Origin of the sequence: Rhizobium sp. CG4 (genome assembly GCF_023701965.1) — a bacterium.
Lineage (GTDB): Bacteria > Pseudomonadota > Alphaproteobacteria > Rhizobiales > Rhizobiaceae > Agrobacterium.
The window spans coordinates 251,907-272,238 of sequence record NZ_JABAEG010000001.1 but is presented as its reverse complement, the minus strand read 5'-3'; the positions used below and the strand labels follow the sequence as shown (position 1 = coordinate 272,238).

Here is a 20,332-nt window from a genome sequence, read left to right as displayed (position 1 = left end):
TTCTAGAATTCGATTTGCGGTTCACGACACGAGGATACCATGGCCCTGATACTGCGCTCGCCTTTCCGCTCCACCGTTTCCGTGGCAGCAGGAATTGCAATGTTGATGAACGGTCTGGTTTTGACGGTGCCAGCATATGCGCAAAGCCAGGGGCCAGCCTCGGTTGCTGATCTTGCCGAGCCGTTGCTGGACGCTGTTGTCAATATTTCGACCTCGCAGAAGGTGAAAGAAACCGGCAAGGGTCCTGTGCCGCAGGTGCCTGAGGGTTCGCCGTTCCAGGAATTTTTCAAGGACTTCTTTGATGGCGAGCGTGAGCAGCAAGGTGGCCAGAAGGTCAACTCGCTCGGTTCCGGTTTCGTTATCGATCCCAAGGGGTTTGTTGTTACCAACAACCACGTCATCGAAGGTGCTGACGATATCGAGGTGGTGTTTCCAAACGGCTCGAAGCTGAAGGCAACGCTTGTCGGTACCGATACCAAGACCGACCTTTCCGTTTTGAAGGTAGAGCCGAAGGCGCCGCTCAAGGCGGTGAAATTCGGTGATTCCCGCGCCATGCGCATCGGTGACTGGGTGATGGCCATTGGTAACCCGTTTGGCCTCGGTGGTTCTCTGTCCGTCGGCATCATTTCGGCGCGTGGCCGTAACATCAATGCTGGTCCTTACGACAACTTCATCCAGACGGATGCGGCGATCAACAAGGGTAACTCCGGTGGTCCGCTGTTTAACCTCAAGGGTGAGGTTATCGGCATCAACACGGCGATCATTTCGCCAAGTGGCGGTTCCATCGGTATCGGTTTTGCAGTGCCGACCGAACTTGCCCAGAACATCGTCAATCAGTTGATCGAATTTGGTGAGACGCGCCGTGGCTGGCTTGGTGTACGCGTGCAGCCTGTGACTGATGATGTGTCGGCAAGTCTTGGTCTTGATAGCACCAAGGGCGCGCTGATTTCCGGTGTCGTGAAGGGTGGTCCGGTTGAAAACGGTCCTATCCAGGCTGGCGACATCATTCTGAATTTTGACGGCAAACCGGTCAATGAAATGCGTGATCTGCCGCGTGTTGTCGCTGAAAGCCCGGTTGGCAAGGAAGTAGACGTTATCATCGTGCGGGACGGCAAGCAGCAGACTGTAAAAGTCACGCTGGGCCGTCTGGACGATGCTGCTTCGGCCACGGAAGACACAACATCGGAAGATCCAACGGATGGTGACACCGGCAACGACATGACCCAGCAGGATGATGGTTCGCCGATGGTCGACGATCAGATGACTGATGGCAATGACGCGCCACAAAACGTGCTCGGAATGCAACTGGTGAAGTTGACCGACGAGTTGCGTACCGCACGTGGCATCGCGTCAAGCGTTGAAGGTGTGTTGGTCGAAAACGTGACCGACGGTTCGGTTGCTGGCGAAAAGGGTGTGAAGTCGGGTGACATCATCGTCGAAGTTGGGCAGGACTTTATGGAAGTTCCCGGTGATGTGATGGTTCGTGTCAACGGTCTGAAATCCGAAGGTCGCAAGAACGCCCATATGATGATTGCCGATGCGCAGGGCAATCTTCGGTTCGTGGCTCTGCCGCTCGAATAGGCTGTCCCAAACCGAAACCGAGAATCAAAAACCCCATGCAGATGATGATCTGCATGGGGTTTTGTTTTGAAGTCCGCTGTGTGGCGTGACGGGGGTGTCAGGTCAGAAACTGTCGTTCGATCTCGATCAGTTTTTGTTTGCGCCACAGGCCTCCGCCATAACCTGTCAAGGATCCGTCTGCACCAATGACGCGGTGGCACGGAATGATCAGGGCGATCTGGTTGGCGCCATTGGCGCGGGCAACGGCGCGCGTGGCGGTTGGTCTGCCAATCTGTTCGGCAATCTGGCTGTAACTGCGCACCGCGCCTGCCGGTATCTCACGCAAGGCATCCCAGACGGTGCGGGTGAATTCGCTGCCGTGGCAGGCGAGCGGTATCTTGAAGTCTGCGGACTTGCCGGTGAAGTAAGCATCCAGCTCCTTCTCAAGCACGTCATGCGGTGGAAGACGACCAACACCGACACTGCCCTTTGACAGGTCCACTAGTTTTTTCAGTTCAGCCGGAAGGGCTTTACGGTCGGCGAACTCCAACAGGTGCAAGGACTTGTTGTCGGTGACGGCGATCATTGTGCCTAGCGGCGTGGTCAGCCAGTCCGCTTGCAGCAACGCATTGTCTGCCAACCGCCCGGGGACTTGCCCGAGCAGGCGCGAGAAGGCGACGCGAAACGCGGTGGGGGATTCAAAACCGGCATCCTGCTGGGCATCGATAACGCGGCCACCATCACCCAGCGTTTCGAAACCCTGCCTGAGCCGTTCCAGTCGTGCCATTTCCAGAAAGGTCATGCCGAAATGCCGCTTGAAGCTGCGGCGTACTGTGGAGGGGTCGAGATTCAATCTCTCGACATCCTGTTCGCTCCAGCGATAACCGGGCTTGTCCTTCAAGGCATTTAGCAGGGTGGCGATGGCGGGATCGGCCTCGGCGGCTGGACCGAGCGGGTGACATTTGAGACAGGCTCGAAAGCCGGCCGACATACATTCAGGCACGCTTGCAAAGAAGCGGCAATTCTCCGGCTTCGGCTTGCGGGCCGGGCAGGTGAGACGGCAGAATATTCCGGTCGAGGTTACCCCGACATAGGCGCGGCCGTCATAGGACTGGTCGCGTTCCAGAAGAGCCTTGTAGAGTGTTTGGGTGTCAGGAAGAGCAAATAACATGGCTCTTATTAAATCACATCCGGCACGGCTGTAGCCTGAAATCGGGCGTGCATTTTTAAAAAGCTCAAACTGACCGATCAAACCATTGTTGGCGCGTCATCGCATAGGTCACATGCCGTTTCAGGTGCGGATGGGTGTCGGGCACGCGCGGATGGTCAAAGTCGCGCTCGGGGCTGCGAAACAGGCCAAGCCGTTTCATGACGGCAGTCGAGCGGTTGTTGGCCTCAACCGCAAAGGATACCACTTCCGGCATGGCTTTGTCTTCAAATGCATTGGCCAGTAGGGCGTTGGCAGCTTCTGTTGCGTAACCATTGCCCCAGAATCGGGTGGCGAAACGCCAGCCGATTTCCATGGTGCCAAAGGGGAATATGCCCTTCATGTCGACGGGGGCAATGCCACAGAACCCCATCGGCTCCTGGCTTTCGCGCAGCTCCACCGCGTAAAAACCAAAACCGGTTGCGCGGATCATGTCGTTGACACGCTCAAGGGCAGCATCGGCTGCCTCATAGCTGTGGCGAAACGGAAAAAACTCCATGACCTTTTCATCCGCGTTGATCTCACGGAAAAGATTGCGATCGCTCTCTTTCCATTCGCGCAGGATCAGACGTGGCGTTTCAAGCATCATCAAGCGGTAACGAAATCCGATTTGCGATAGCCCTGAATATAAAGAAGGGCGGTCAGGTCGCCGTGGTCGATACGAATTTTTGCTTCAGCGGCAACGGCAGGCTTGGCGTGAATGGCAACGCCAGAACCGGCAAGGCCCAGCATACCGAGATCGTTTGCGCCGTCACCAACGGCAATGGCATCATCGGTTGAGATGCCAAGTTTGCCAGCGATGTCGAGCAGCGAATCGACCTTTGCCTGTTTGCCAAGAATTGGTTCTGCGACCGTGCCATCCAGAGCGCCGTTTTCTTCGCCCAGCAGATTGGCGCGGTTTTCGTCAAAGCCCAACATGTCGGCCACGCGGCTGGTAAACACGGTGAAGCCGCCGGACACCAGCGCCGTGTAATGGCCCTTTGCCTTCATGGTGGCGATCAGTTCCTTGCCGCCCGGTGTCAGGGTGATGCGCTTTTCAATGACGTCATCCACAACGGAAACCGGCAGACCTTTGAGCAGGGCAACACGTTCACGCAGCGCCGGTTCAAAGGCGATCTCGCCATTCATGGCACGGGCGGTAATGGCGGAAACCTTGTCTTTCAGGCCAACTTCGGCTGCCAGCTCGTCAATGCATTCCTGGCCGATCATGGTCGAATCCATATCGGCGATCAGCAGTTTCTTGCGGCGGGTGTCCTGGTCCTGAATGACGATGTCGACGGGCGCGCCATCAAGGGCTGCTTCAACCGTCTGGCGGGCTGTCGTTGCATCGGTGCCATCAGCAAGTACGATATCGCATGCTATGCCATCTGCCAGCCAATAAAGACCGGAAGCATTGAGTGCCTTTGCAACCTTTTCTCCAAGGGCCGAAGTAACGACAGGATTTGACGGATTGGCAATAAGCGTGGCAACGAGAGCCATGATGAAAAACCTTGATGACGATATCGATGCGATCCTGATAACCGGACCGACGGCCAGCGGCAAGTCCGCGCTTGCACTTCGTCTGGCGCGGGAACGCAATGGTGTGGTGATAAATGCCGACAGCATGCAGGTTTACGATACGCTGCAGGTGTTGTCGGCTCGCCCGTCCGAGGCGGAGATGGAAGGCGTTCCGCACTTTCTCTATGGCCATGTGCCGGCAAGCCGGCTTTATTCCACCGGCGAGTGGCTGCGGGATGTGACCGCACGTCTCGAACAGTTGAAAAACCAAGGACGTTTTCCGGTTTTTGTCGGTGGCACTGGGCTTTATTTCAAGGCGCTGACCGGCGGGCTTTCCAACATGCCGGCCGTTCCCGACGATATTCGCGATCTTTATCGCACGCGCCTTATCAATGAAGGTTCGGCCGCATTGCATGCCGAGCTGGCGCAGCAGGACCCTGAAGTTGCCGCAGTGCTGAATGTGCAGGACGGGCAGCGTATCGTGCGGGCGCTGGAGATATTCAAGGCGACCGGCCAATCGATCGCCCATTTTCAGGGAACAAGCGGCCCCGTCATCGTCGATCCGGCGCGGGCGCAAAAATTCGTGGTGCTGCCCGACCGGGCGGTGCTGCATGACCGTATCAACAGGCGGTTTGAACTGATGATGGAGAAGGGGGCTGTGGAAGAGGTCCAGGCTATTCTGGCACTTAACCTTGCACCGGATGCAACGGCGATGAAGGCCATCGGTGTATCGCAGATTGCCGACCTGCTGGCCGGACGTTTGACACGCGAAGAGGCGATTGAGCGGGCGTCTGCTGCAACCCGCCAATATGCCAAACGGCAGATGACATGGTTCCGCAACCAGATGGGCGATGATTGGGAGCGGATCGTGCCCTGATCAATCCTTGCGATACAGGCTTCCGAGTGGCTTTTTCAACAAGCTTTCTCTCAGCGAACCAGCCTTTGGCAGGCCGGACGAGGCGCCCGGCTGCTGATTTGCTCCGGCGCTTTTGAAGGCGCTGGTACCAGGCAGCATTTCCGGCCGGTAGGGCTCATAGGACTGGTCAGATTCCGTTGAGCGGATTTCCTTGTTCCAGCTTTCCAGTTCCGCTTCGCTGGCTATTTCGTCGTAACTGTCCTGCGCCAGTTCCGTGAAATGATCCTGTTCCGATGCACCATAGGTCGCTTCAAAACTCTGCTGGAAATTGGAAATGTCAGGACCTGCCTTGGAGCGCATACGGCTGACGATAGTGCTGAGGTCCATGGTGCCCGGGGTTGGGTCTTCAATCCTGCTGGAGGCGATTGCGGCCTTTGGCAGGTTACCCGCTGCAAGGCGGGTAAACTTCATGCGCATCGGTACGGCAATCGCTTCACCAAAGGCGATGGCCTCGCCGTTGCCGATGGAAGACAGGAAACTCATGGTCGACAGCGACGAATTGGGCATGGCCGAGCGGATGATATCCTGGTCTCGCTCATTGGAAAGGCGCATGGCAAACAGTGTTGAGCACTGTGACAGAATGGTTTGGTCGAGTTCACCCGGACGCTGCGTGATCACACCAAGCGACACACCATATTTACGGCCCTCCTTGGCAATGCGGGCAATGGCCTGGCGGGTTGGCACGAAGCCAAGCTCCTGATCGGCAGGTACGTAACGGTGTGCTTCTTCACACACCACCAGCATGTGAATGGCGCCGTTGCTCCACAGCGCAAGTTCGAATGCCATGCGGCACAGCACTGACACTACCGAATTGACGACTTCTGATGGAATGCCGGCAAGCTGGAAGGTGGAGATTGGTTTGCCATTGCCGGGAATACGGAAGATGTGGGCAATGGTCTCCATGATCGTGTCGCTGATCGTGCTGTTGGAGAACATGAAGTGGTAGCGCGGATCATTGATTGCGGAAATGATCCGCATTTTCAATGAACGCAGGAACGGTTTGTCGCTGCGGCCTTCTAGGCGACCGATACGTTCGTCGATCAAGGCCAAGAGGTCGGCAATACGGTAAGGGACTGGCGTATCAGCGGTGATGGAGCTTTTGTCGGACGGGCGGCGCATAGGCGCGCTTTCGGAACCGCGAAACGCCCGTTTGGCGTCAGGAATAATGTCACGCAGTACATCGAGTTCTTCCGGTATCGGCTTACGGCCGCGGAACAGCACCTCGGCAAATTCCTCAAGCCGCATTAGCCAGAAGGGCAGGTCGAGCGTGTCGGTGTCGATCACAACAGAATGTTTGGGGAAGGCGGCAGCAAATTCATTATGCGGATCGAGAATCAGCACACGTAGTTTCGGGTCGGCCTCGATTGCCTTTTGCAGCAGCAGGGAGACCGCACTTGATTTGCCGACACCGGTCGAGCCGACAACCGCAAAGTGCTTCGACAACATCGAGGGAATATGAATGGCGGCATCAATGGCCTCGTCCTGCGAGAGACGACCAACGATGCAGGTGCTGTCCTGTCCACTGTCATAGATGCGGATCAGGTCTGCGGAACGGATGCGGTGAACGATGGCGCCCAGATGCGGATATTGCGAAATGCCTGTGGTAAACGTTTCGCTGCCGTCGGGCTGTCGCTGGATTCCCCCGAGAATTTCAGCTTCGACATTGAATTTGTTGTTTTCGTCTTCCCGCCACTGATGGTGTTGGGTGTTCATGGCGTAGGTCAGGGCAATCACGCGGTTCTGGCCGACCGCAATGGTAATCAGTCGCCCAACGGACCACAGTTCCGTCAGGTCGGTTTTCCCGTCGGCAGCGACGCTCGACAGGGTGGCGCGGGAGCCGGTGCAGGACACGACACGGCCCAGCATACGGTTGGCTGCGCTATGTTCATCGCGTCTGTCTTGCTCTCCGGCCGTTGCCGACTTGCGAAGGTCGTCGTTGAACATGTTTTTCCCTGAACTTGTCTTGCTATTTTTTGTTGCGAAAAAGCTACCGGTTCGACTTTAATAACTCGTAAGGATTTTGCGAAACTTTCTTACGGAAAATGCCGTTTTCTGGAACGAAATGAAATAGAAGCTGATTTTTTTAGCAACATACGTTGACGGATAATGCTTTTCTGGCTAACACTCCGACCCATGAAAAATCTTAACGTACTTATCGTGGTGGGACGGCGCATGGGCAGGATGGTGTAACCATCCGGCGAAAGCTCCCATGCGCTAAAACAGGCTCCTCAAGGGGCCTTTTTTTATGTCTCGAAACGGGCCAACTGGTCCAACGATATTCCAAAGCCAGAAGCGGGATGGAAAAGGCAATGACGGATAAGGAAACCACAGACAACAGCAACCGTATGACAGGAGCGGAAATCGTTCTCCAGGCGTTGAAGGACAACGGCGTGGAACACATTTTCGGTTATCCTGGCGGTGCTGTGCTTCCAATCTATGACGAGATTTTCCAGCAGGACGACATTCAGCACATTCTCGTCCGTCATGAGCAGGGTGCAGGCCACGCGGCAGAGGGTTACGCCCGCTCCACTGGCAAGGTTGGCGTCATGCTTGTCACCTCCGGTCCAGGTGCCACCAACGCAGTCACACCGTTGCAGGACGCGTTGATGGACAGCATTCCGCTGGTTTGCATTTCCGGCCAGGTCCCTACATCTCTCATCGGTTCTGACGCGTTTCAGGAGTGTGACACCGTCGGTATTACGCGCCCTTGCACCAAGCACAACTGGCTGGTCAAGGATGTAAACGAGCTGGCTGGCATCATCCACGAAGCGTTCCGCATCGCACAGTCTGGCCGTCCGGGCCCTGTTGTTGTCGACGTTCCCAAGGATATCCAGTTTGCCACCGGCACCTACACGCCGCCGTCGGCAGCCGTTTCCAAACACAGTTACAAGCCGAAGCTTCAGGGCGACGTGCATGCAGCCCAGGCGGCAGTCGAGCTGATGGCGCAGGCCAAGCGTCCGGTTTTCTACACCGGCGGCGGCGTTATCAACTCCGGTCCGGAAGCCACCCGTTTGCTGCGCGAACTGGTTGAACTGACTGGTTTTCCAATCACGTCGACGCTGATGGGTCTGGGTGCCTATCCGGCGTCTGGCGACAAGTGGTTGGGCATGCTGGGCATGCACGGTTCCTACGAAGCTAACATGGCCATGCATGATTGCGACGTCATGATCTGCGTCGGCGCACGTTTCGATGACCGTATTACCGGCCGTCTCAACGCGTTTTCGCCAAATTCCAAGAAGATCCACATCGATATCGATCCGTCGTCGATCAACAAGAACGTGCGCGTTGATTTGCCGATCATTGGCGATGTTGCCCATGTTCTGGAAGACATGGTTCGCCTGTGGCGCGCCATGGCGAAAAAGCCGGAAAAGGCACAGACAAGTGAGTGGAACGAGCAGGTTGATCGCTGGCGTGCCCGCAATTCCTTTGCCTACAAGAACTCCAAAGACGTCATCATGCCGCAATATGCGCTTCAGCGCCTGTATGAGGCATCCAAGGGTCGTGACACCTTCATCACCACGGAAGTCGGCCAGCACCAGATGTGGGCGGCCCAGTTCTTCGGTTTTGAAAAGCCAAACCACTGGATGACGTCGGGTGGTCTCGGCACCATGGGTTACGGCCTGCCTGCCGCTATCGGTGTTCAGGTTGCGCATCCGGAAGCTCTGGTTATCGATATTGCCGGTGATGCCTCCATTCAGATGTGCATTCAGGAAATGTCCTGCGCCATCCAGTATAACCTGCCGGTCAAGATCTTCATTCTGAACAACCAGTATATGGGCATGGTCCGCCAGTGGCAGCAGCTGTTGCACGGCAACCGCCTGTCCAACTCCTACACCGAAGCAATGCCTGACTTTGTCAAGCTGGCGGAAGCCTACGGTGCCGTTGGCATGTATTGCGACGATCCGAAGGAGCTGGACGACAAGATCGCCGAGATGATTGCGGTCAACAAGCCGGTTATCTTTGATTGCCGCGTTGCCAACCTTGCCAACTGCTTCCCGATGATCCCGTCGGGCAAGGCCCACAATGAAATGCTTCTGCCGGACGAAGCGACCGACGAAGCCGTTGCCAACGCTATCGATGCCAAGGGCCGTCAGCTCGTTTAAGGATCGGGAGGAACATAGATATGAACGCACACCTACAACCCACCGGCTCCGCATACTTCATTTCGAAGGAAACCGCTGCCATTGAAAACCACACGCTTTCGGTTCTCGTCAGCAACGAGCCGGGTGTTCTGGCCCGCGTGATCGGCCTGTTCTCCGGTCGTGGCTACAACATCGAAAGCCTGACGGTTTCCGAAACCGAACATGAGGCGCATCTGTCGCGCATCACCATCGTCACGCGCGGCACACCTCTGGTTCTCGAGCAGATCAAGGCGCAGCTAGAGCGGATCGTTCCGGTCTACCGCGTTGTTGACCTGACCGTGCGTGCTCGTGAACTGGGACAGGAGCGTCCGATTGAACGTGAAGTGGCGCTTCTCAAGGTTGTCGGCGGCGGTGAAGACCGTGCCGAAGCCCTGCGTCTGGCCGATGCTTTCCACGCCAAGGTGGTTGATGCAACGGTTGAGCACTTCATTTTCGAGATCACCGGCAAGTCCTCGAAGATCGACCAGTTCGTCGCCATCATCAAGCCACTCGGCCTGATCGAAGTGTGCCGTACCGGTATCGCTGCCATGAACCGTGGTTCGCAGGGCATGTAATCCTGCCGGAACAAAATGACCTCAGGGCCGTTCGCAACACATCGTTGCGGGCGGCTTTTTTGTTTGAAAGAATGCCTTGGACACGTGGTGCGTGATACTCAGATCAAGGGGCGTAGTTTTCATTCATGATAAAACCGGAAGCCCTGCTTTATCCCACGCCGGATGGTCTCTATTGCCCGCAAGGGGATTTCCATATCGACCCAGTGCGTCCGGTGAGTCGGGCGCTGATAACCCACGGCCATTCGGACCATGCCCGCGCAGGTCATCAGCATGTTCTCGCGACCCGCCAGACGCTCGATATCATGCGCATTCGCTACGGCGAGGATTTCTGCGGAAGCGAGCAGGCGATTGCGCACGGTGAAACCGTCGATATCAACGGCGTCGCCATCCGTTATTATCCGGCAGGCCATGTGCTGGGGTCGGCGCAGATCGCGGTGGAAAAATCTGGAACACGCATCGTGGCATCCGGTGACTACAAGCGCAGCCCGGATCCAACCTGCGAAGATTTCGTGCCTGTTACCTGTGATGTGTTCATTACCGAGGCAACCTTTGGTCTGCCGGTTTTTCACCATCCGAACCCTAGAGATGAAATGGCGAAACTGCTGCAGTCGCTGAAGCAGTTTCCAGAGCGTACCCACATTATAGGCGCCTATGCGCTGGGCAAGGCGCAGCGGGTCATCATGCTGCTGCGCAATGCCGGATATGATGCGCCTATCTATATCCACGGTGCGCTTGCCAGGCTGTGCGACTATTACCTGTCGCAGGGCATCCCGCTTGGGGATTTGCGACCAGCAACCGTGGAAAAGCAGGACGCAGGCATATTCAAGGGCGCTGTTGTCATCGGACCGCCCTCGGCCTTTGCCGATCGCTGGGCGCGGCGTTTTTCTGATCCGGTGCCGGCTTTTGCATCCGGCTGGATGATGGTGCGCCAGCGGGCGCGGCAACGCGGTGTGGAGCTACCATTGGTGATTTCTGACCATTGCGACTGGCCTGAACTGACGCAAACGATCCGTGATACCGGCGCCGGTAATATCTGGGTGACGCATGGTCGTGAGGAGGCGCTGGTGCGCTGGTGCGAGCTGCACGGCGTTGCCGCGAAACCACTGCATCTTGTTGGTTATGAAGACGAGGGGGATTGAGAGACATATGCATGCTTTCGCCCAGCTCCTCGACCGTCTGGTTCTCACACCATCCCGCAATGCCAAGCTGACATTGCTGACCGACTATTTCCGCGCCACACCTGATCCTGACCGTGGTATTGCACTGGCTGCCTTGGCAGGCACGCTTGACCTCAAGGGTGTCAAACCGGCCATGATCCGCGAACTTGTACTTGAGCGCATGGACGAGGTGCTGTTTCGCTACTCCTATGACTATGTTGGTGACCTTGCCGAGACCGTTGCGCTGGTCTGGGATCAGGGTGAGATAAAACCGGAAAAGTCCGGTCAAGACCTTTCGTTGGGCGAAGTCGTGCAGCAGATGCAGACGCTTGGCAAAATGGAAATCCGCAACGCGGTGCGTGGTTTGCTGGACAGGCTGGACACATCAGGACGCTTTGCCTTTCTCAAGCTTGTCACAGGCGGTTTGCGTATCGGGGTGTCTGCCCGTCTGGCAAAACAGGCGCTGGCGGAACTCGGCTCGAAAGACATCACCGAGATCGAGACGCTGTGGCACGGTTTGAAGCCGCCCTATGAACCGCTGTTTGCGTGGCTTGAGGGTAAAAGTGACCGGCCTGTTATGGCAACGCCGGCAATTTTCCATTCCGTCATGTTGTCTACCCCGGTCGGCGACAATGATCTCGATGCGCTTGATCCGGCGGATTACGCCGCCGAATGGAAGTGGGATGGCATTCGTGTGCAGTTGTCGCGTTCGTCAGGCACATGCCGCCTTTATTCGCGCTCCGGCGATGATATCTCAACTGCATTTCCTGACATTGTCGACGCGGCAGATTTTACCGGTGTGATCGATGGGGAGTTGCTGGTGGGAGGTACATTCACCTCTAACCGGCCAACTGCCAGCTTTTCCGATCTGCAACAGCGGCTAAACCGCAAGACGGTTTCCGGTCGCATGTTGCAGGATTATCCGGCCTTCATTCGTGCTTATGATCTTCTGTTTGAGGATGATGTCGATATTCGCGGCCAGAGCTTTGTCGAGCGACGTCAGAAGCTGGAAAGGTTGATTGCCGGGGCAAAGCCGGACCGTTTCGACCTGTCACCGCTTGTCCCATTTTCCTCATGGGCTGAACTGGAGCGGCTGCGCGCCGATCCACCAGATGCGGTGATCGAAGGCATCATGCTCAAGCGACTGGATAGCACCTATCAGGCCGGGCGGGCAAAAGGACCGTGGTTCAAATGGAAACGTGACCCTTATAATGTCGATGCGGTGCTGATGTATGCGCAGCGCGGCCACGGCAAACGCTCCAGCTATTATTCCGATTTTACCTTCGGTGTCTGGATGGCGGGCGAGGGTGGCGATCAGCTGGTTCCTGTCGGCAAGGCTTATTTCGGTTTTACCGATGCAGAGCTGGATGTGTTGGACAAGTTTGTACGCGACAATACGGTGGAGCGGTTTGGTCCGGTGCGCTCCATTCGCGCCGAACCGGATTTCGGATTTGTTGTCGAAGTGGCGTTTGAGGGCATCAATCGCTCCGGACGTCACAAGTCAGGGGTGGCTATGCGCTTTCCGCGTATCTCGCGTTTGCGAACCGACAAGCTGCCACGGGAGGCTGACAGGCTGGAAACGCTTGTCGCCATGATTGACGGCGGAGCCAACTTGCCAATCTGATTCATGTTTGTGGTATGTTGATTCAGGAAACAGGTTCAACATACTGAAAAGCCTCCCGCAATGTCTGTTGCGGGAGGCTTTGTTGTTTGTGTCAGATGACTGGATCAGCCGAATTTACGACCGAAGGACGAGGCCAGTTTCTGTCCCAATGCGCGGGCCGGAGACTGTACTGGTGTGGAATATTCATTGGCTGTGGCAATGCCATATGAGTTGCCATTGTCCAGTTTGAACTGCGACAGCAGCGATGTCAGCGCAGCAGCCTGTGTGGCAAGGCTGTTGCTGGCCGCAGTCGATTGCTCGACCATTGCTGCGTTCTGCTGGGTGCCCTGATCCATCTGGTTGACGGAGGTATTGATCTCCGAAAGGCCGGTCGACTGTTCCTTGGCAGAGGTGACAATCGAATGGACGTGGCGGTTGATTTCCTGGACTTCCGCGACGATGGATTCCAGTGTACGGCCGGTTTCACCAACCAGTTCGACACCCTGGCGAACCTGCTCGCTGGACGTGGTGATCAGAGCCTTGATCTCTTTTGCGGCTTTGGCAGAGCGCTGCGCCAGTTCGCGCACTTCCTGTGCAACGACGGCAAAGCCCTTGCCGGCTTCACCGGCACGTGCTGCTTCCACGCCGGCATTCAGCGCCAGGAGGTTGGTCTGGAACGCAATGTCATCGATCACACCGATGATGTTGCTGATCTCGTTGGAGGAGCTTTCGATGCCCTGCATGGCGACGACCGCCTTGCGGACAACCTGACCGGACTGTTCAGCGCCCAGACGGGTCTGCGATACCAGTTCACCGGCTTCGCTGGCGCGAACGGCGGAATCCTTGACGGCGGTGGTCACCTGCTCAAGGGCTGCTGCAGTTTCTTCAACTGATGCGGCCTGCTGTTCGGTACGCTTGGAGAGGTCTTCCGCGGCGGATCGGATTTCATTGGCACCGGCATCGATCATGCGAGCGTTGTCGCCAATCGAGCTGAGAACGCCATGCAGCTTGGCGATGGAGGTGTTGAAGCTGGTACGCAGCTGATCCAGCTGACCGGCAAACTTTTCCTCGATGCGGTAGACCATGTCACCCGCTGCCAGACGGTCGAGCGCCGTGCCGAGATTATCGACGGCAAACAGAACTTCGGCAGCTTCGCGGGCCTTCTGCTCTTCGCGGGAAAGGCGCTCTTTTTCGCTGAGGCTGCGGTTGGCTTCGGTTTCGTGCTCCAGACGTTCACGCTCAATGGCGTTCTGGCGGAACACCGTAACAGCGGCAGACATATCGCCAATTTCATCCTTGCGGCCACTATGCGGAATGGCGCTGGCGTTATCGCCTGCAGCCAGCTTGTTCATGGCATCGGTGATCTCGGTGATCGGACGGGAAATTCGAATATGGCTCAGCACTGCTGCGGCGATCGCGATCAGCGTTGAAACGATGATCGACAAAATGGTGACAGTGTTGGCAAAGCTCGCCGTCTTTTGTGCGCCAGCTGCTGCTTCCCGACCGAGGCTGCTATTCAGGTCGAGGATATCATTCATCTTGGCAACGGCTTCCTGTCCCTTCGGGGTCAGGGTCTGCTGAATGTAGCCCTTGGCTTCGTAGAGCTGGCCATTGTTGATATATTCGATGAATGCCGCGCCAGCGGCTTCATATTCTGTCACGGACTTTTCAGCGATAGCGAACTTTTCCACCAAGGCTGGCGAGGTGATCGTCGCGCCAAATTCATCTGCAGCCTTTTTGCGGTCTGCCTGTGCCTTGTGAATGGCCGCAATAGCTGCATCGACTTCTTCAATCGTGCCGGCACTCATGCCCTGCACATAGGCGCGTCTTACGTCGCCGAACAGCATGTTGATTTGCGACAACACTTCGGAGCGGGCCAGACGGTAATTGACGCCTTCCGTTGCATCCTTCAGGTTTGAAATTGAATTGAGGGCAATTGCTCCTTGCGCGACGCCAAGCACAACGAGAAGGCCAAATAGGCTGGGGAGGAGTGTCTTGATTTTCATGTTTGTCAGCTTTGTTTCACCATGGCGCACGTTGTCGGTGAATTACCTACAATCCTGTGCTTGTTTTTGTTTTAGCGCGATGGTTGTGTAAAGAATGGTTAAAGCCGGCGGCACATTTTTGAATGGGTACTTTAGTGTCGTTTATTGTAACAATTTCTAATGTTTTTTCATTTGGTTAAACACGCTATTCCTGTGGTTGAAGGCCGCAAAAAATACCCTGCATTTTGATAAGTCTGATTGAAAATACACAACCAAAAATAGATTTTTATGTTTCTGAATTTTGGCGAAAAGCCACGAGAAACGTGCGCGACCTTTGCGCGCATTTTTCGCAAACGGTGAAATGCGAACGGAATTTAAGCGGGCAAATAGCGGCGTGAGGTTTGTGCGCGGCTAAAGCATTTCCAGCGGCATTTTTTTCGCCGGTGGCGGGAAGGCGGCATCCAGTGCATCCCAGTCCTCGTCGCTGATATCAAGACCGGCAGCGCCCCGGTTTTCCTCGACGCGCCGCGGATGGCTGCTTTTGGGAATAGCAATCACGCCGTCGCGCTCCAGCAGAAAGGCAAGGGCAATCTGTGCAGGAGTTGCCTGATAGGCCTTTGCGATACGGATCAGTTCGGCATTGCGCAAAATACGGCCTTGTTCAATCGGTGAATAGGCCATCAGCGGTACGCGGTTTCGCTGACACCACGGCAATAGATCGTATTCCGGCCCGCGGCGGGACAGATTGTAGAGCACCTGATTGACGGCGCAGTTACCACCACCTTGAACGGCAAACAGCTCTTCCATATCAGAGGCGTCAAAGTTGGAGACGCCCCATTCGCCAATCTTGCCCTGTTGTTTCAGGGTCTCGAAAGCGGCGACGGTTTCGCGCAGTGCATGTGGCCCACGCCAGTGAAGGAGATAGAGGTCGATGTAATCGGTTCCCAGCCGTTCAAGACTTCGGTCGCAGGCGTCGATTGTGCCCTTACTGTCGGCATTCCATGGGTACACCTTGCTGACCAGAAACACCTGATCGCGTCGCCCTGCAATCGCCTTGCCGACCACCTCTTCGGATTTGCCATCGGCATACATTTCTGCCGTGTCGATCAATGTCATGCCGACATCTATTGCCTTTTGAATGCTGGCGATCTCATCCGGTTCGCTGCGCGGTTCTTCGCCCATCATCCATGTGCCAAGACCCAAGGCAGGAACATTCACGCCGGAGGGCAGGCTGACTGTTGGAATGTCTTCTTGCATGGGAACTCCTTCATCACTGGCGGGCAGGCCCGCAGACAATAGAAAAAAAACGGTCCTGTGTGGCAACGTCTTTGGCGCAATCTATCAAAAAAAGTGACTGTTCTTATGACGGTTTACGACTGGTTCTAATGGCACGCGGTGGGTAATCTGGCGCACCTCTGGAGGTCGCATGACTATCGAAACATTTCTGGCACTTGTCCTTTTTGCCTTTACCACGTCCATCACACCCGGACCCAACAACATGATGTTGTTCTCTTCTGGGGTGAACTTCGGCTTCCGTCGAACGGTTCCACATATGCTGGGCATCGGTGCCGGATTTCTGTCGCTGCTGATTGGCGTTGGTTTTGGGCTGGGTGCCTTGTTGCATTCTGTGCCGATGCTCTACACGGCGTTGAAATTCGCAGGTGGTCTTTATCTTGTGTGGATTGCCTGGAAGATAGGGATGTCGCGCAGCCTCTCCGAGGGCAAGACCGGGGCCGCACCGATGACCTTTCTGGGAGCTGCCGCGTTTCAATGGGTTAACCCGAAAGCTTGGGTGATGGCAGTGACAGCCATGGCGACCTATACGGATGAGAGCCAGTATTTCACCACCGTCCTGCTGGTCGGGGTGGCCTTTGCTGCCGTTAACCTGCCAAGTGTTTCCACCTGGGCAGGTTTTGGCTCCGCGTTGCGGGAATGGCTTTCGGTGCCGGTGCGGTTAAAGTGGTTCAACATCACCATGGCGGTGCTTCTGGTTCTCAGCCTCTGGCCAATGCTGAAATAGCGTTGGTCAGGTCGGAAACTGGCGGTAACATTCCTCGGCAATACGACGCAGATCGGTGTGCGAGATTTCGCCCGACACGGCGTAGCCAATATCATTGTCGATCCAGTAGAAAGTCGACACACCGTCGGCATCTGCCAAGCGGAAACTGGTTGTGCGGTTTTGCGGATTACGGCCCACCAGCACGGTCACACGTTCACCGCTGCCGTTCTGGTACATCAGCATGGCGCCGGGTTTGCCACTGACCGGCACCAGCCTGCCGCCAACCAGCTCATAACCCACTGAGGTCAGATCCGGCACGGTGAAAGGATACCCCAAACGTTTGCCAAGCCAGGTCGACAGATGTGCCTGCTGGTCTGCTCCGACTTCGACGGGGTGGCGGACCTCGCTGGCATAGATGAGATACGCAGATTCTGCCTGTGTCGATATATCGGCCACGACCTGTGTTGGCCGCTGTGGGTCTGCTTTTTGCGGTAACAAGGGTACAAATTGCCCGGCAACGGCGCCAGCGCCAAAAATCAGGCAGGCGGCAGCAGCACGCATCAGGACGGGCATAAGGCGACGGCCACTGTCTTGCAGGGTGTGCAGCAGTTTATGGTCGTCATATTTTGCTGTGTGGTAGGGGGCGAATGCCTGTCGCAGGGCCTTTGCGTGGTCGTGCCAGTCCTTAACCTTGGCGCGGTCCTGCGGGTTCGACTCAAGCCACTGCTCCACGCGGGCGTGGTCTTCGGCACCCAGCAGTCCGTCTGCATAGGCGTGAAGATCGCTTTCCGTTATGGCATTGTCTCTCGTCATTTCGGTCTCCGCAGTGGTATGATATTGTCCTCGCTCAGATGAATTCGCACAGTTTCTCGCGCTCTCGAAAGGCGCGACATCACCGTGCCGAGCGGTATATTCATGAGGTTTGCGACCTCCTGATAGCTGTAACCTTCTACCGTCACCAACATCAAAACAGCACGCAGGTCAGGGTTTAACTGGGCAAGGGCATCATGCAGGCGCTTGTTTTCCAGCGTATCGCTTGCCGGTTCGCTCACTATCTCGTTTTCGCAGGCGTCGATATTCTCAGACGGATGGCGTTTCTCCGCCCGGTAACGGTTGCGGGAAATATTGGTCATGATGGCATAGGCCCAGGCTTTCATCTGCGATCCGCGCCACTGCTGCTTTTTGGACAAAGCGTGTTCCACGCAATCCTGCAGCAGGTCTTCGCCGTCACTGTCAGAGCGGGAAAGACTGCGGGAATAACGACGTAACAAGGGCATCAGGGCCAGCATCTGGCCCTCGAACGTACTGTCGGCGGGAGCTTTGGGCTCCCGCCTTTCGTTGTTCATGCCATCATGGCTTTGCGACATGCCAAACTCCACCAACGCCATCTCCCGTGGCGTCACCTTCCTTCATGTCCTTGACCCAATAATACAACGGTTTGCCATCCTTGGCCCACTGTTTTGTTCCGTCCTTGCGATCAATCACGGTGTAACCGTTGCCAGCCTTGTCGTCGGCTTTTGCCATCAGTGGTGGCCAGTTGGTCGCGCATTTGTCGTAGCAATTGGACACGTCTTTTTTGTCGTTCTGGAATGTGTAAAGCGTCATGCCCTTGTCGCCGGCAAGAACTTCACCCTTGTCGGTTTTAACGGTCTTCAGCATGGGGGCAGCATAGGCCGTGCCGGCAACTGCCAGCATGACAACAGGAATGAGTGCGAGCGTTTTCATGGAGATCCTCCTCGTTTGGTGCGGCGAAACAGCCGGTCACATGGAGTAAGACACCAGAGGAGGTGGATTTATTCCGTGGTTTGGAAAAAATCTTTCGATGCAGTTTCTACGCTTAGTTCCAAAGCTGAATGTCGGGTTTCATCAACATCAGCCAGAATATGCCGATGACGGCAAAGAAGGCTGGAAAACCGCAGGCAAACCAGATGCGGTAAAGCCGGAACCATTGCGGCGGCAATGGCGTGTTACCCTTTGCGGCAAGGCGGGCAATGTCACGCAGCCTGATCTGTATCCACACCACCGGCAACCAGAACAGGCCGGTAAAGACATACAGCATAAGCGACAGGAAGACCCAGCCTTCTGTCAGCGGCCAGCCGATGCTTTTAGCCAACAGGTATCCGGTGATCGGTTGGAAAATGGCGGCCGTTGCCGTGAACAGCGTATCGGCAATCACTACCGTGCTGCTGACATGGGCAATCAATACAGGGTTTTCGGTCTGGCGTGCCACGACCATAAAAAATGCAATGCCGGCACCGGTGCCCAGAAGTACGGTTGCGCCAATGACATGGGCAAGGCGGATAAATTCTTCCAGCATGGTGGCCTATCGTTCGTCTAATGTCGCGAGCGCGACCAGTGTGAGCAGGATGGAGGGCAGGACTTTGACAAGCGGCCCCAGCGGGTCAAGCCACAGTCCCGGTTCCAGCACCGTGCCGCCAACCAGGTAGGTGGCGGTGACCATCAACATACCGAGCATGGCCCTGCGTGCAAAAGGCCGCACCAGAACGGCGAGGCCCAGCGCCATGTCCAGCACACAGGTGGCGACGGTAATAGCAACTGCTGCCGTGGATGGCATGAAGGGCAGGAAGTGACCGGATGCCCGCGGCAGGTCGAAAAGCGGTATCAGGCCAGACAGCAGCCAGAACAGCGACAGGCACAGAATGATTGCCGGTTTCAGCAGATACAATCGTGCAAACCACAGGTCCTGCACACCTGAAGGGCTTGCCTGCAATGTCTGCTGTGCGGTTTTCAGCAGCACACCGTAATGCCTGGCATCTGTTCTGGCGGAGGTAATGACGCCCTCCGACATGACTTGCATCGCGGTGGAACGCAGGGGCGAGCGCCAACCGAGACGTCCGGCCAAATCTGCCAACCAGCTGACCGGTCGGGCGATGGCGGGTGGCAGCGAAATGATCCGCGCAGTCGGTAGGCCCAGCCACTGGCGGTGCAGAAGAACAAGCGAGCCGAGCGTATGCTTTTCATCGGCAGCGAGGTCGACGTCGCTTTTGGGAGGGATCGATCCGGTGAGTGCCAAAAGAACCATTTGCGCAACAGCGCCGATGGCAACGGTTTGAACAGGGCTGTCTGCGTGGGTGAGCGGCAATATGCGCGGCATGCTGGCAAGTGCGCGCAGCAGTGATGTTCCGCCATGAGAATTGCGACCAATGACCAGCGCCGGGCGCAGAATGACGTAAGGCAGGCCACTTTCGACAAGGGCTTCATCAGCGCGCCGTTTGGTGGCGAGGAAGGGCAGGGATGATGCTGCACCTGCGGTTCTGGCAGAGATCTGGATGATCAGCCGGCCACCTGCAGCCTGTGCCGCCTGATAGAGCGCCAGCATGGATTTTTCCTGCGTGGCGGCGAGATTGTCGGCCAGACCGTCCTGCAAGGCGCCAGCACAATTGACGATGGCGTCGTGACTTTCCACAAGTGCCTGCCATGCCGATGGTTCGCCCATGCGTGCCAGATCGGTGCTGACCCATTGCATGTCTGGTAGCTTGTATTTTGTCCGCTGAGGGTCGCGTCCAAGACCGGTAACCTGATGGCCTTGCAGGGCAAGTTTCCTTGCAATCTCCGAGCCGATGAAACCTGTTGCGCCGAGAATCAGTATCTTCATGGGAGCATTTTAGGCGCTATTGCCTTCGCTGGCACGCATGGAAGGAAAACTTCCACGGAGAGTTTGCGGTTGCGCAGCTGCCCCGAATCCTGCGAA

The 20,332-nt window shown here is 56.3% G+C and carries 18 protein-coding genes; 7 read left to right on the top strand and 11 right to left on the bottom strand.

Annotated features, from left to right (window positions below; genetic code table 11):
• The first annotated feature begins 39 nt into the window (after positions 1–39).
• On the top strand, positions 40–1,581 hold the full coding sequence (locus HGO37_RS01415; RefSeq protein ID WP_250981835.1) for a Do family serine endopeptidase: 1,542 nt from the start codon (positions 40–42) through the stop codon (positions 1,579–1,581).
• A gap of 97 nt (positions 1,582–1,678) precedes the next feature.
• Here the strand turns inward: HGO37_RS01415 and HGO37_RS01410 are convergent, their stop codons facing one another.
• The 3 genes from HGO37_RS01410 to serB all read right to left on the bottom strand — a co-directional run bounded on the left by HGO37_RS01410 (position 1,679) and on the right by serB (position 4,246).
• On the bottom strand, positions 1,679–2,731 hold the full coding sequence (locus HGO37_RS01410) for a bifunctional transcriptional activator/DNA repair enzyme AdaA (protein WP_250981834.1): 1,053 nt from the start codon (positions 2,729–2,731) through the stop codon (positions 1,679–1,681).
• 64 nt (positions 2,732–2,795) lie between these two features.
• A complete protein-coding gene (locus HGO37_RS01405) occupies positions 2,796–3,359 on the bottom strand; it encodes a GNAT family N-acetyltransferase (protein ID WP_250981833.1) in 564 nt (187 codons plus the stop codon).
• Positions 3,356–4,246, bottom strand: a complete 891-nt coding sequence (serB, locus tag HGO37_RS01400; protein WP_250981832.1) for a phosphoserine phosphatase SerB — start codon at positions 4,244–4,246, stop codon at positions 3,356–3,358. The genes HGO37_RS01405 and serB overlap by 4 nt, the downstream gene beginning before the upstream one ends.
• Between serB and miaA the strand changes: the two genes are divergently transcribed.
• Positions 4,245–5,141 (top strand): tRNA (adenosine(37)-N6)-dimethylallyltransferase MiaA, encoded by an 897-nt coding sequence (gene miaA / locus HGO37_RS01395; RefSeq protein ID WP_250981831.1) that lies wholly within the window; start codon positions 4,245–4,247, stop codon positions 5,139–5,141. The genes serB and miaA overlap by 2 nt on opposite strands.
• Here the strand turns inward: miaA and HGO37_RS01390 are convergent, their stop codons facing one another.
• A complete protein-coding gene (locus HGO37_RS01390; protein ID WP_250981830.1) occupies positions 5,142–7,124 on the bottom strand; it encodes an ATP-binding protein in 1,983 nt (660 codons plus the stop codon).
• Between the two features lie 365 nt (positions 7,125–7,489).
• On the opposite strand from HGO37_RS01390, the gene HGO37_RS01385 reads away from it, so the two are divergent.
• From HGO37_RS01385 to HGO37_RS01370, 4 genes are all read left to right on the top strand, one after another.
• Positions 7,490–9,283 (top strand): acetolactate synthase 3 large subunit, encoded by a 1,794-nt coding sequence (locus tag HGO37_RS01385; RefSeq protein ID WP_250981829.1) that lies wholly within the window; start codon positions 7,490–7,492, stop codon positions 9,281–9,283.
• 20 nt (positions 9,284–9,303) lie between these two features.
• Positions 9,304–9,876 carry an acetolactate synthase small subunit gene (gene ilvN, locus HGO37_RS01380; RefSeq protein ID WP_192488569.1) on the top strand — a complete coding sequence of 191 codons (573 nt, stop codon included), beginning with the start codon at positions 9,304–9,306 and terminating at the stop codon, positions 9,874–9,876.
• 128 nt (positions 9,877–10,004) lie between these two features.
• The gene (locus HGO37_RS01375) at positions 10,005–11,015 is read left to right on the top strand and encodes a ligase-associated DNA damage response exonuclease (RefSeq protein ID WP_250982380.1); all 1,011 of its coding nucleotides are present in this window, start codon (positions 10,005–10,007) and stop codon (positions 11,013–11,015) included.
• 7 nt (positions 11,016–11,022) lie between these two features.
• Positions 11,023–12,657, top strand: a complete 1,635-nt coding sequence (locus HGO37_RS01370) for a cisplatin damage response ATP-dependent DNA ligase (protein WP_250981828.1) — start codon at positions 11,023–11,025, stop codon at positions 12,655–12,657.
• Positions 12,658–12,761: 104 nt separating this feature from the next.
• Here the strand turns inward: HGO37_RS01370 and HGO37_RS01365 are convergent, their stop codons facing one another.
• Positions 12,762–14,642: a HAMP domain-containing methyl-accepting chemotaxis protein gene (locus HGO37_RS01365; protein WP_250981827.1), complete on the bottom strand. Its 1,881-nt coding sequence runs from the start codon at positions 14,640–14,642 to the stop codon at positions 12,762–12,764.
• A gap of 390 nt (positions 14,643–15,032) precedes the next feature.
• On the bottom strand, positions 15,033–15,878 hold the full coding sequence (locus HGO37_RS01360) for an aldo/keto reductase (protein WP_250981826.1): 846 nt from the start codon (positions 15,876–15,878) through the stop codon (positions 15,033–15,035).
• A gap of 169 nt (positions 15,879–16,047) precedes the next feature.
• Here HGO37_RS01360 and HGO37_RS01355 point away from each other — a divergent pair, with 169 nt between their 5' ends.
• Entirely contained in the window at positions 16,048–16,641 is a 594-nt protein-coding gene (locus tag HGO37_RS01355; protein WP_250981825.1) for a LysE family translocator, read from the top strand.
• Positions 16,642–16,647: 6 nt separating this feature from the next.
• On the opposite strand, the gene HGO37_RS01350 is transcribed toward HGO37_RS01355, so the two are convergent.
• The 5 genes from HGO37_RS01350 to HGO37_RS01330 form a co-directional block, all read right to left on the bottom strand.
• Positions 16,648–17,433: an anti-sigma factor family protein gene (locus tag HGO37_RS01350; RefSeq protein ID WP_250981824.1), complete on the bottom strand. Its 786-nt coding sequence runs from the start codon at positions 17,431–17,433 to the stop codon at positions 16,648–16,650.
• Complete coding sequence (locus tag HGO37_RS01345) at positions 17,430–17,987, bottom strand: RNA polymerase sigma factor (RefSeq protein WP_250981823.1); 558 nt, start codon at positions 17,985–17,987, stop codon at positions 17,430–17,432. The genes HGO37_RS01350 and HGO37_RS01345 overlap by 4 nt, the downstream gene beginning before the upstream one ends.
• Positions 17,971–18,345 carry a COG4315 family predicted lipoprotein gene (locus tag HGO37_RS01340; protein ID WP_250981822.1) on the bottom strand — a complete coding sequence of 125 codons (375 nt, stop codon included), beginning with the start codon at positions 18,343–18,345 and terminating at the stop codon, positions 17,971–17,973. Before HGO37_RS01340 ends, HGO37_RS01345 begins: the two co-directional genes overlap by 17 nt.
• Positions 18,346–18,457: 112 nt before the next feature.
• Positions 18,458–18,937 (bottom strand): DUF2269 family protein, encoded by a 480-nt coding sequence (locus HGO37_RS01335; protein WP_250981821.1) that lies wholly within the window; start codon positions 18,935–18,937, stop codon positions 18,458–18,460.
• 6 nt (positions 18,938–18,943) lie between these two features.
• The gene (locus HGO37_RS01330; protein WP_250981820.1) at positions 18,944–20,236 is read right to left on the bottom strand and encodes an SDR family oxidoreductase; all 1,293 of its coding nucleotides are present in this window, start codon (positions 20,234–20,236) and stop codon (positions 18,944–18,946) included.
• Positions 20,237–20,332: the final 96 nt, after the last annotated feature.

What these genes read in the sequence shown, in the direction of transcription:
- ilvN (WP_192488569.1), top strand. Translation starts at nt 9,304, where the DNA reads ATGAACGCACACCTACAACCCACCGGCTCCGCATACTTCATTTCGAAG.
- HGO37_RS01335 (WP_250981821.1), bottom strand. Translation starts at nt 18,937, where the DNA reads ATGCTGGAAGAATTTATCCGCCTTGCCCATGTCATTGGCGCAACCGTA.
- HGO37_RS01330 (WP_250981820.1), bottom strand. Translation starts at nt 20,236, where the DNA reads ATGAAGATACTGATTCTCGGCGCAACAGGTTTCATCGGCTCGGAGATT.
- HGO37_RS01410 (WP_250981834.1), bottom strand. Translation starts at nt 2,731, where the DNA reads ATGTTATTTGCTCTTCCTGACACCCAAACACTCTACAAGGCTCTTCTG.
- HGO37_RS01365 (WP_250981827.1), bottom strand. Translation starts at nt 14,642, where the DNA reads ATGAAAATCAAGACACTCCTCCCCAGCCTATTTGGCCTTCTCGTTGTG.
- HGO37_RS01360 (WP_250981826.1), bottom strand. Translation starts at nt 15,878, where the DNA reads ATGCAAGAAGACATTCCAACAGTCAGCCTGCCCTCCGGCGTGAATGTT.
- HGO37_RS01340 (WP_250981822.1), bottom strand. Translation starts at nt 18,345, where the DNA reads ATGAAAACGCTCGCACTCATTCCTGTTGTCATGCTGGCAGTTGCCGGC.
- miaA (WP_250981831.1), top strand. Translation starts at nt 4,245, where the DNA reads ATGATGAAAAACCTTGATGACGATATCGATGCGATCCTGATAACCGGA.
- HGO37_RS01370 (WP_250981828.1), top strand. Translation starts at nt 11,023, where the DNA reads ATGCATGCTTTCGCCCAGCTCCTCGACCGTCTGGTTCTCACACCATCC.
- HGO37_RS01355 (WP_250981825.1), top strand. Translation starts at nt 16,048, where the DNA reads ATGACTATCGAAACATTTCTGGCACTTGTCCTTTTTGCCTTTACCACG.
- serB (WP_250981832.1), bottom strand. Translation starts at nt 4,246, where the DNA reads ATGGCTCTCGTTGCCACGCTTATTGCCAATCCGTCAAATCCTGTCGTT.
- HGO37_RS01385 (WP_250981829.1), top strand. Translation starts at nt 7,490, where the DNA reads ATGACGGATAAGGAAACCACAGACAACAGCAACCGTATGACAGGAGCG.
- HGO37_RS01345 (WP_250981823.1), bottom strand. Translation starts at nt 17,987, where the DNA reads ATGTCGCAAAGCCATGATGGCATGAACAACGAAAGGCGGGAGCCCAAA.
- HGO37_RS01350 (WP_250981824.1), bottom strand. Translation starts at nt 17,433, where the DNA reads ATGACGAGAGACAATGCCATAACGGAAAGCGATCTTCACGCCTATGCA.
- HGO37_RS01390 (WP_250981830.1), bottom strand. Translation starts at nt 7,124, where the DNA reads ATGTTCAACGACGACCTTCGCAAGTCGGCAACGGCCGGAGAGCAAGAC.
- HGO37_RS01415 (WP_250981835.1), top strand. Translation starts at nt 40, where the DNA reads ATGGCCCTGATACTGCGCTCGCCTTTCCGCTCCACCGTTTCCGTGGCA.